General features: G+C 52.4%; 10 protein-coding genes and 2 tRNA genes. 6 read left to right on the top strand and 6 right to left on the bottom strand.

The annotated features are described in order from the left end of the window. A partial coding sequence (locus ACN0RL_RS15215) for a hypothetical protein (RefSeq protein ID WP_417518283.1) occupies positions 1–91 on the bottom strand: 91 nt, incomplete at its 3' end. Positions 92–518: 427 nt separating this feature from the next. On the opposite strand from ACN0RL_RS15215, the gene ACN0RL_RS15210 reads away from it, so the two are divergent. Beyond that, positions 519–1,334, top strand: a complete 816-nt coding sequence (locus ACN0RL_RS15210; RefSeq protein WP_417518274.1) for a hypothetical protein — start codon at positions 519–521, stop codon at positions 1,332–1,334. 75 nt (positions 1,335–1,409) lie between these two features. Then, positions 1,410–1,841, top strand: a complete 432-nt coding sequence (locus ACN0RL_RS15205; protein ID WP_417518272.1) for a universal stress protein — start codon at positions 1,410–1,412, stop codon at positions 1,839–1,841. 78 nt (positions 1,842–1,919) lie between these two features. Here ACN0RL_RS15205 and ACN0RL_RS15200 read toward each other — a convergent pair whose 3' ends face one another. From ACN0RL_RS15200 to ACN0RL_RS15185, 4 genes are all read right to left on the bottom strand, one after another. Then, the gene (locus ACN0RL_RS15200; protein ID WP_417518270.1) at positions 1,920–3,872 is read right to left on the bottom strand and encodes an ATP-binding cassette domain-containing protein; all 1,953 of its coding nucleotides are present in this window, start codon (positions 3,870–3,872) and stop codon (positions 1,920–1,922) included. Positions 3,873–3,880: 8 nt separating this feature from the next. Then, on the bottom strand, positions 3,881–4,684 hold the full coding sequence (locus tag ACN0RL_RS15195) for an MOSC domain-containing protein (RefSeq protein WP_417518281.1): 804 nt from the start codon (positions 4,682–4,684) through the stop codon (positions 3,881–3,883). An 88-nt stretch (positions 4,685–4,772) separates the two neighbouring features. Then, a tRNA-Gly gene (locus tag ACN0RL_RS15190) sits at positions 4,773–4,848 on the bottom strand. Between the two features lie 81 nt (positions 4,849–4,929). Continuing rightward, positions 4,930–5,532, bottom strand: a complete 603-nt coding sequence (locus tag ACN0RL_RS15185; RefSeq protein ID WP_417518268.1) for a DUF924 family protein — start codon at positions 5,530–5,532, stop codon at positions 4,930–4,932. Between the two features lie 102 nt (positions 5,533–5,634). Here ACN0RL_RS15185 and ACN0RL_RS15180 point away from each other — a divergent pair, with 102 nt between their 5' ends. The 3 genes from ACN0RL_RS15180 to ACN0RL_RS15170 all read left to right on the top strand — a co-directional run bounded on the left by ACN0RL_RS15180 (position 5,635) and on the right by ACN0RL_RS15170 (position 7,093). Further along, the gene (locus ACN0RL_RS15180) at positions 5,635–6,012 is read left to right on the top strand and encodes a sirohydrochlorin chelatase (RefSeq protein WP_417518266.1); all 378 of its coding nucleotides are present in this window, start codon (positions 5,635–5,637) and stop codon (positions 6,010–6,012) included. Between the two features lie 11 nt (positions 6,013–6,023). After that, on the top strand, positions 6,024–6,926 hold the full coding sequence (locus ACN0RL_RS15175; RefSeq protein WP_417518264.1) for a TIGR01777 family oxidoreductase: 903 nt from the start codon (positions 6,024–6,026) through the stop codon (positions 6,924–6,926). A gap of 91 nt (positions 6,927–7,017) precedes the next feature. Next, a tRNA-Glu gene (locus ACN0RL_RS15170) sits at positions 7,018–7,093 on the top strand. Between the two features lie 73 nt (positions 7,094–7,166). Here the strand turns inward: ACN0RL_RS15170 and ccoM are convergent. Beyond that, positions 7,167–7,322 carry a cytochrome c oxidase subunit CcoM gene (gene ccoM, locus ACN0RL_RS15165; protein ID WP_417518262.1) on the bottom strand — a complete coding sequence of 52 codons (156 nt, stop codon included), beginning with the start codon at positions 7,320–7,322 and terminating at the stop codon, positions 7,167–7,169. Positions 7,323–7,568: 246 nt separating this feature from the next. Here ccoM and ACN0RL_RS15160 point away from each other — a divergent pair, with 246 nt between their 5' ends. Continuing rightward, positions 7,569–9,986, top strand: a complete 2,418-nt coding sequence (locus ACN0RL_RS15160; protein WP_417518260.1) for an EAL domain-containing protein — start codon at positions 7,569–7,571, stop codon at positions 9,984–9,986. Positions 9,987–10,001: the final 15 nt, after the last annotated feature.

Genomic DNA, 10,001 nt, shown 5'->3' with positions numbered 1-10,001 from the left:
TGTTTACCGACTCGCCTTGCAAGTCGAAGTCCAACTGAGCGATCCCGCCTTCGATCTCTTTAACCGTGATGGCTTTACCTTCGTAAATCATCAACTGATCTCCAGTCTGTGTTTGGAACTGCTTCCAATTCTGGCGAGGCTCAACGACGAGCTGCCAGAGCTGTTTTATGCAGCGAGATTTCTGTCACTGCCCGATTAATCGACTCAAAAATTCATACAGTCGTTTGAATCGTGAAGGCACACGATGAGAAAAAACAGAACGTTTGTCAATTTGTTTCTTTCTTAACACGCACCATCTATCTGAAATTACGACAACTCCTCAAGGCATAAATGTTTTTTTTCAGTCAGCTACGCCCGAAAACAGAGAAAAACCTTGAGCTTCATCACGCAAATTTCAAAAATGTTTACATTTACCCGAACCGGTGCCCGCAAAACCGCTTGATTGGCCGGGGAAGTTACTTTACCTTCGTTCTACGACTTTGGTACACAATAATAAACGCATTACGGAGACTCATCCGATGAAAACCACCCGCCTGCGGACGCATTCTCTGGTCTCCGCCCTTCTGCTTTTAATGCTCACGTCCATGAGTGCCCGGGCGCAGGTTGCTGACGACTTCCTGTCGCAGCTTCACAGCTTTCGTGTAAGCAATTACGTGTCTCTGGATGCTTACTACCGCTTCATAGGAAGCGGCACCACCGACACCCTGAACGAGATCGTTGCGGGTATCAATACAGCCAACGACTCCATGAATCTGCTCGCCAAAAGCACAAGCGGCGTTCTGACCAATGATCAGATTGAAGGGCTCAACAGTGAATTCGACAAATTCAAAGCCCTGATGCGCGACAACATCAATGATGTTCGTAACACCGGATACCCGGATTTGCGCCTGGTCTCCGATATGGCCAATCAAGCTCTGGTTATGAACGATACCGCGACCGAGCTTTACCAGGTCGCCCAGGAAAACTCGCAGACAGAAACCGACCCGCGAGTGGAAGCTGCAAGGTTGGGCGCGGTGAAGATCGCCCAGATGATGGCAAAGTATTCGGTTAGAACCAATTCATCCGTTGCTCAAACGTTTCAAGGTTCATCCACCGAAAAACCTCTCGATGAACAGGCAAAGGAATTTGATCAACTTCTGGCGACTGTTGTGGAAGGAAAGAGTGAGGGCGAGCTGAAAGATCTTCTGAATGACGTCGCTGCCAAATGGCAATTCATCCGCGGCTCCTACATCAATTACAACGAAAACAACGTAGGTTTTGTCATAGACAGGTATTCAAAACGGATTCTTGAAAGCCTGACCACAGCTATCGGCGTACTTCAGCAAAATACCTGAGAATCCCGGTACCTCTTTCCCCCACCGCTGTCTCGTATTATGCTGTAAGAAAGTCCGAACACGAAGGAGTCAGGGATGTCTGCATACAAGAAAATGCTTGTTGCCATAGATCTTACCGAAGAAGCGCCACAGGTACTGGAAAAAGCCAAAGCCATGTGTGAAGCGCATGGTGCAAATCTGGTTCTGGTACACGTTGTAGAGCCAGTAGGTTACGCGTACGGCGGTGATATCCCCATGGACCTGACAGAGCTGCAGGATCAGCTCGATAAAGCAGCCAGGGAACAGCTTGCCGCATACGGCGATGAATATGGTGTTGATAAGACCAACCAGATTGTGACCATCGGTCGGCCTGAATCTGAGATTCATCGTCTGGCCAAGGAACAGGAAGCGGACCTGGTGATTGTGGGAAGCCACGGCCGAAAAGGTTTTCAACTCCTTCTGGGCTCAACCGCCAACGGCGTTCTGCACGGAACTGAATGTGACGTTCTGGCTATCCGGATTCGCTGACACCCCTCAGCCGAATACGGCATGATAAAAAGCCCGTGAGCAGATTATGCTCACGGGCTTTTTATATCTCCGGCAAGCTTAGTTAAGTGCTTGCTCCTCTAGCTCCATCCATCGCTCAATCACTTTTTCCAGGCGAGCTTCAGTTTGCTCCAGCTCCTGCAGTGTAGCTGCAACCGTATCGGAAGGCCCCGAGTAGAAATCTACTGATGAAATGCGTTCCTGAATGCGGGCAACCTCCAGTTCCAGGGCTTCTATCTGCCCTGGCAGCTGCTCAAGCTCAAGTTTCAGTTTATAGCTGAGCTTCGCCGTTCCGGATTTGTTCGCACCGCCACCCTGAGTAGCAGGAATACTCTTCGCCTCACTCTCAGGTGAGCGACTCTGTTTACCAGATTTCGCAGCCTTGTCATGGCGATCAGGGCGCGCGCCGTTAGCCTCGGCAGGGAAACAACCGCCCTGTCGGCGCCAGTCACTGTAGCCGCCCACGTATTCTCGCACCCGTCCAGACCCATCCAGAAAGACGGTCTCTGTCACAACGTTATCCAGAAACTCACGGTCGTGGCTGATAACGATTACTGTGCCGGCGAACTCGGCAAGCTGCTCCTCCAGCAATTCCAGAGTCTCGACATCGAGGTCGTTGGTTGGCTCATCAAGCACCAGAATGTTTGCCGGTTTACTGAACAATTTGGCCAGTAAAAGCCGGGCTCGCTCGCCTCCGGAAAACACCCGCACAGGTGAGCGTGCCCGCTCTGGTGTAAACAGGAATTCCTGCAAGTACCCGAGCACATGCTTACTCTGGCCATTGATGTCTATGAATTCACGGCCCTCAGACAGGTTATCAAGCGCATTGCGGCTCAGGTCCAACTCCCCACGAAGCTGATCAAAATACGCAACTTTCAGATTCGTCCCCAGGCGAACCACCCCTTCAGTAGGCTCAAGATCCCCCAGCAGTAAACGCACCAGCGTTGTTTTACCGGTACCGTTTTCTCCCACAAGACCGATCTTGTCGCCCCGGAGCACGGTGAGGTTCATATCGCGGATAACCGGTGTTCCGTCGGGATACGCAAAACCTGCATCAACAGTCTCGACCACAAGCTTGCCTGAACGCGCAGCATCTTCCACTGCAAAGGTTGCAGTTCCGCCGCGCACCCGGCGCTGGCGGTGCTCTTCCCGCATGGCTTTAAGCGCCCTCACGCGGCCCATATTACGGGTACGGCGGGCTTTGATACCCTGGCGAATCCAGGCCTCTTCCTGTTTCAGGCGCTTGTCGAAAAGTGCATTTTCCCGCTCCTCCTCCTCAAGCGCTTTTTCCTTGAGCTCCAGATAACGGTCATAAGTAGACGCAAAACTGATCAGCTTGCCACGATCCAGCTCCACAACGCGGGTAGCCATGCGCCTTATAAATGCACGGTCGTGGCTCACAAACAGCATCGCCCCACGAAAAGCTCCAAGCGCTTCCTCAAGCCACGCAATCGCTGGCACATCAAGATGGTTGGTGGGCTCATCCAGCAACAGAATATCGGGCTCCCCCACCAGAGCACGGGCCAGCAGTACTCGACGCTGCCAGCCACCAGAGAGCGTGTTGAGCCGCTGATCCGGGTCTATGCCGTATTGTGCCAGCACCGCCGTAACTTTCTGATCAAGACGCCAGCCGTCAAGTGCTTCAATGCGCTCCTGAACTTTCATCATCCGATTGAGGCTGGCCTCGTCGGCAGACTGCGTAAGCGTGTGAAATTCAGCGAGAAGCTGACCGGTTTCAGGGAAGGCACCAGACACAACCTCGTAAGCCGTTCTCGAATCGTCCGATGGGAGATTCTGTGGTAGAACGGCCAGAACAGCACCGTCCTCAAGGCGTACTTTCCCGCCATCTGGTAAAACTTCGCCGCTGACAATTTTGAGCAGGGTTGATTTACCTTCACCGTTCCTCCCCAGGAGACACACGCGTTCTCCGGCATCGATATTCAGAGACGCCTGATCAAGCAGCGGGTGCATCCCGAAGGCCAGGGAAATCGAGTCCAGCGTTAACAGTGGCACGTTTTGTTCTACTCCGATTCAATAACAGTGACGGAATCATCCACACGGATAACTCCGGGTGATTCGTGAATTGCATTCTGACCGAAAATTACACCGTCGGCCGTTTTTCGATAGCCAGAAAGCATCCTCAAGGGTTGCAAACCGGGATCTTTGACTCCGGTATCCGGATCGACCGCTGTCAGAACACAACGGGAGCTGGGCTTAACAATGGAAAACCGTTGCTCTCCCACCACAAGTTCACTCCAGCGATCCTCCTGCCACGCAACCAAACCCTCAACAACAATATTGGGCCGGAACCTGCGCATATCTACCGGCTCCTCAAGACGACCATTCAGCTCCCCCAGCGACGCCAGATTGACAATCAGAAAGGGGAACCCATCAGCGAAACCTACCCGACGGTATTCGGTAACCCGACCCGCATCAACACGCCGAAACGACGAGTCCGGCATATAGACAAAACGTAAATCCTCACCGCAAAACCGGCTCAGCGCTTCGCTTGCTGCAGATTCGCCCTCCTGAGCTTTTACCCAATCACGCCACACCAACACGCGCAATTCATCATCCGTTGCCTTGAGCGCAAAACTACCCTCACCGGGAATAAGGATACTGACGCCGAGGTCAGAAACAGAAGTAGTAATCTTCGCAAGGCCTGGCAGGGTTCTTTGGGTCACAAAGTTGCGATCTTTATCAACGATCATCCAGCGACGGTCACCTTCTGGACCGAAATCATCCATTTCGAATGACGATACCTGAATACCGGCGAGAGACTTGACCGGGTAGATATAGAGCGAGTGGACTTTCACAAGGCGCATCTCCGGAGCAGGGCTAAGTGTTAACGAGACCGCCAGTATAACCAAAAACAAAAAACCCGGTCTCTTTCGAGGCCGGGTTTCCGGAATCTGGAGCGGGAAACGAGATTCGAACTCGCGACCTCAACCTTGGCAAGGTTGCGCTCTACCAACTGAGCTATTCCCGCTTATCTGTTGTAAGGCATTGCCTCTCAACGGGTGCGTATTTTACGCATCCCACCCCTTTCGTCAACCTACTTTCAAACTTTTTATTGCCCGAACCGGCTGGCACTTGCGAGATACTCCTTCTCAGCTTCGGTAGACGGTCGATTGAGTGCCTGATTTCTGTGAGGAAACCGACCAAAACGCCCGATAATCGCCTGATGATCACGCGCCGAACGCAGGAAACTTTTCAAAAATTCCTGGAGCACCCCCGAAGATGAGGCCACCAGTTGTTCATAACACTCAACTGAGAGGGCCTGGTCTTCAAGACGCTCAGAGTGTTCAAGGGGCATATAGATAAACGCCCTCTGCATCGGGGGAAGCGCCATATCATGGCCCTTGCGCATGGCTTCTTTGCAGAGCTTGTTCGCAAGCCTGTCTTGCTCAAAGGCCAGCGCCCCGCCCCGAAAAATATTTCTGGAGAACTGATCAAGCAGTATGATTTCGGCCAGCCTGCCGCCTGCCGCTTTGCGCCAGTGATCAAGGCCCTGCTCAGATGCAAACAGAACCATGGAAAGAAACCGGCGCCGAATTTCCTGATCGAACCGCTTGCTTGATCGAAACCAACGGTTGCGATGGAAGCTGTCAGGCAGCCCATGTTCATCAAAATCTCCGAACCAGAAATCCAGAATGTCTTTCCAATCGAACATTAGAATATACCCTGCTATCTTGATTGACGGGATTGGCAGAGAATAACGGCCCTCATCGTAAATTACGACAGACACCTTCGTTACCACTATTCAGGAGCTTTAATGAACAGCAACCGGATCATTCTGTTAGCACACGGCAGCAGCGACAAACGCTGGTGTGACACTTTCGAGACCCTCGCAAATCCGACCCTTGAAGCTGTCAGCAATTCCCGAATCGCTTATATGGAACTGGCCGAGCCCTCTTTGGAGGCAGTCGTTCAGGATGGAGTTGCGGAAGGCGCCCGTGAGTTCACCGTTGTACCCCTGTTCCTGGCAGCCGGGCGCCACTTACGCAAGGATGTGCCGGCCATGATCGAGGCTCTGGAACAATCCACAGGGGCAAGCATACGATTATCTCCGCCTATCGGAGAGAACCCGCTTCTGGGCCAGGCGATCAAGGATGTAGTCACCCTTCAACTTGACCAGAACACCGGGCAATAAGGATTACAGCCATGAAAAAGCGCGTACTGATTACTGGTGGCACAGGGTTTATCGGTCATGTGCTATGCCACGAGTTACTGAAGCGAGGTTATGAGCTGGCAGTATTAAGTCGGCAAGCTGCAGATAAAGTGCGCTCTTTATGCGGCCAGGTTGAAGTTATCTCCGATCTTGAGAACCTGAGGTCTCACCCGGGTTTCGACGCTGTGATTAACCTTGCAGGAGAAGGCATCGCAGATAAACGATGGACCGACCACCGAAAGCAGGCTCTTCGCGATAGCCGCATTGGCCTCACCAACACTCTTACAGACATCATCGCCAGCTGGGCAAAACCGCCAGAGGCAATGGTCTCAGGATCAGCGGTTGGTTTTTATGGCGACCAGGGATCAACTCTGGTAACTGAAGATACAGCGCCTCATGATGAGTTTACCCACAGGCTATGCAAAGATTGGGAGGACGCTGCCCTGGTACTGGAATCGAAGCAGGTGCGCGTGTGCCTGTCCAGAACCGGAGTGGTTGCTGGTCCCGGCGGCGGTTTCTTGCAGCGCATGATACTGCCGTTCAAGCTTGGACTGGGTGGACGCCTTGGTAATGGCCATCAGTACATGCCCTGGATCCATCGTGATGATGTTGTGGCAGCGCTTATCTGGATGCTGGAGACGCCCGAAGCCTCTGGAGCTTATAACGTGGTGAGCCCCAATCCAGCGACAAACCGCGAATTCACGCGCTGCCTGGCGAGCACTCTCAAGCGCCCGGCAATATTTCCTGCACCTGCACCGGTTCTTAAACTGGCTCTGGGGGAGATGTCACGTCTGTTACTGACAGGCCAGCAAGCGATTCCTGCAAGGCTGACCAGTTCCGGGTTCGTGTTCCAATACCCTGCGCTCGAGAAAGCACTTGAAGACGCTACGGATTAAAACGTTCTTTTTTCAATAAAAGCGTTGACAGTCGAGGAAGGCTTTCTTAATATACGCGCCACCTCGACGAGGCACGGTTTTGAAGCGTTGCGTCCCCTTCGTCTAGTGGCCTAGGACTCCGCCCTTTCACGGCGGCAACAGGGGTTCGAACCCCCTAGGGGACGCCATTTCTGCTTCACAGGTTTTCGACTCCGGAAGCAGAAACAAGCTTTACTGACAAGAGGGTTACACAGCCCCTTATCAGGCCGGTTTTCCACCAGTCTTCAAACCTTTCTTTTGATGTTCTTCTCCATGCGCTTTTTGATCGCGCATGACAAAAACGCCAACGCCAACAAAGAACACGACCATCAGCAATACAGTTGCGATTCCGGCGAAAACCACTGCATCCATATACATAATTTTTCTCCTGCCTAGTACCAAACTTGATTAAGCTCAGGTTACGTTATTACGGGATATCAATGTTGATCTGCGTCAATGGATAACATCGCTCTTCAAACCGGAAAATTCAGAAAACATCGAACCGAGCATGTTTCTCTCACCTTTTCACGCATATGCAAGGAATTTACAGAGCGGGGCTGTTATAGTCGTCGGTTGATAGACTTTCAGCATTTATCAACCGGTCAGGGTGGCTGAAGTTACGAGATGCCAAGACTACCGACGCGCATTCAACGTTTCCGCACAGGCTCTCCCCTGTCATTCAGGTTGCTTGCCTGGATACTTTTGTTCAGCTCGGCTTTCACTCTGATTGCCTCAGCCATTCAGATCTACTCCGACTACCGGAAAGACCTTGCCCAGATTGACAGCCGTATGCAGGTTGTTGAATCAGGGTATGCCTCCAGTCTCGCAAGAAGTCTCTGGGCTCTTGATCAAAAACTACTCCAGACTCAAATGGAGGGCATTCTAAGCCTGCCAGACGTCGTACATCTTCGTCTTGGCATTGAGCCGGATTCCGAGCTTGTAATGGGTGAAATCCCACGCGGAGCTGATACCCAGTCGCATAAGTTCGATCTTGTTCACCAGGGTGATGAAGCGTTCAAGCTCGGCGAACTCACGGTAACCGCTAATCTGGACCGCGTTTACCAGGAAATGAAGGTAAAGGTCGGCATCATCATGGCCACCCAGTTCCTGAAAACGTTTTTCGTATCGATACTGATCATATGGGTGTTCCAGCACTTTGTTGCCCGCCATCTCACGACCATGGCGAATTATGCAAAAGACTTCTCCCTGGCAAACCTGAGCACCCCGCTTACACTCGACCGCCCGGACACACCCTCGCATCGTAAAGATGAAATCGGCCGCGTAACCGAAGCGTTTAACCAGATGCGCGAGCGACTGAACGACGACATGGCTCGCCAGAAACGAGACGCTGCAGAAATCCACAAATTCTCCAAAGCAATCGAGCAAAGCCCCTCTTCCGTTGTTATCTGCGATCGTCAATGGCGGGTCGAGTTTGCCAACCACAAATTCACCCAGCTCACCGGCTATGATGCAAAATCCATTGTTGGCCGGCACCCCGGCGCTTTAAGCGACGATAACCTGGAAAACCGTGACAACCGACACCTATGGCAATCCATCCGGTTACAGGTTCAACGGGTTGGTGTCTGGCAGGGTGAGGTTAACAGCGTACGACGCAATGGAGAGCGGTTCTGGGAACAACTAATCGTTACGCCCATAAAAGATAGTGCCGGTGACGCCACGGGCTACCTCATTCTGGGCGAGGATATCAGCATCAGAAAGCGTTATGAGCAGCAATTACTGCGCCAGGCCAACTACGACATCCTGACCGGCCTACCCAACCGTATGCTTGCTCTGGACAGGCTAAAGCTGGCCCTGGCTCAAGCTCGTCGCGAAAGCACCATGGTTGGCGTCATGTTTCTGGATCTCGATAACTTCAAGCATATTAACGACACGCTGGGCCATGACGCCGGTGACAATCTGCTTATAGAAGCAGCCAGAAGAATCTCCAGCTGCCTGCGGGGAACCAGCACTGTTGCGCGGCTCGGTGGCGATGAATTTCTCGTGATTCTGCCAGGCCTCGCCGGTTCCGAATCCTCTTCACAGGTTGCGGAACGTATTCTGAAAACTTTTACTCCCGCATACTCCCTGAATGGCCAGGAAGTCTTCGTTACAACCAGCATCGGCATTGCCATTTATCCTACGGACTCCGACAACAGCGGCACCCTTCTCCAACACGCCGACGCTGCCATGTACCAGGCAAAACACCAGGGCAAGAGCTCCTATGCGCACTTTACCCCGGAAATGTCCGAGGTGTCCCATGAGCGCCTGCAAATGGAATCCCGTATGCGACGGGCTATTGAATTGCAGGAAATGGAGCTCTACTTCCAGCCAATCATAGAAACCAGAACCGGTAACCTGAGAGCAGCCGAAGCGCTATTACGATGGGAGAATCCGGTAATGGGCATGATCATGCCCGACCGTTTTATTCCTCTGGCCGAAGAGACCGGCCTGATTATCCCTATAGGAGAGTGGGTTCTGGAGCAGGCCTGCCTTGCGGCTACCAGCTGGAAGGCAGCAACCGGCCAGGACATCGGCATATCCGTTAACGTATCTCCGCGTCAGTTTCGTGATCCCGGATTTACCAAAGCAGTTATGCGCGCCCTCTCCAATAATGACCTGGCTCCTGAAAGGCTGGAACTCGAAATTACGGAGCGCCTGCTTCTTGATAACTCGATAGAAACAGCTGAGATTCTCAGAAACCTGGACCGCGCAGGAATACGCCTGTCTGTCGATGACTTCGGTACTGGCTACTCAGCACTCAGCTATCTCAAGAGCTATCCCTTTGATACGCTCAAGATCGACAAATCATTTGTCCAGGATGTGATGAAAGAGCCTGAAGACGCGACCCTTGTGCGCGCCATTATCAATATGGCTCACAGCCTCGGGCTGACCGTTGTTGCCGAAGGCGTTGAGGATGAGGCTCAAACCCTGTTCCTGAGACAGGAAGGCTGCGATTTCGCACAAGGCTATTTTTACAGCCGTCCCCTCCCTGCTGAAGAGTTTAATGAGTGGCTAAAACTCAATCACCGTGTACCAACCTGACATCCGGGAAGGTTT

The organism is Marinobacter sp. (assembly GCF_048259445.1).
Taxonomy (GTDB): domain Bacteria; phylum Pseudomonadota; class Gammaproteobacteria; order Pseudomonadales; family Oleiphilaceae; genus Marinobacter.
Note: the sequence above shows the minus strand (reverse complement) of the source record. Positions and strands in the feature narration are given on the sequence as shown.

Bases quoted from the DNA above. Each gene is read 5' to 3' on its own strand.
- ACN0RL_RS15195 (WP_417518281.1), bottom strand. From the start codon at position 4,684: ATGCGCCTTGTGAAAGTCCACTCGCTCTATATCTACCCGGTCAAGTCT.
- ACN0RL_RS15180 (WP_417518266.1), top strand. From the start codon at position 5,635: ATGAACAGCAACCGGATCATTCTGTTAGCACACGGCAGCAGCGACAAA.
- ccoM (WP_417518262.1), bottom strand. From the start codon at position 7,322: ATGTATATGGATGCAGTGGTTTTCGCCGGAATCGCAACTGTATTGCTG.
- ACN0RL_RS15160 (WP_417518260.1), top strand. From the start codon at position 7,569: ATGCCAAGACTACCGACGCGCATTCAACGTTTCCGCACAGGCTCTCCC.
- ACN0RL_RS15210 (WP_417518274.1), top strand. From the start codon at position 519: ATGAAAACCACCCGCCTGCGGACGCATTCTCTGGTCTCCGCCCTTCTG.
- ACN0RL_RS15205 (WP_417518272.1), top strand. From the start codon at position 1,410: ATGTCTGCATACAAGAAAATGCTTGTTGCCATAGATCTTACCGAAGAA.
- ACN0RL_RS15185 (WP_417518268.1), bottom strand. From the start codon at position 5,532: ATGTTCGATTGGAAAGACATTCTGGATTTCTGGTTCGGAGATTTTGAT.
- ACN0RL_RS15175 (WP_417518264.1), top strand. From the start codon at position 6,024: ATGAAAAAGCGCGTACTGATTACTGGTGGCACAGGGTTTATCGGTCAT.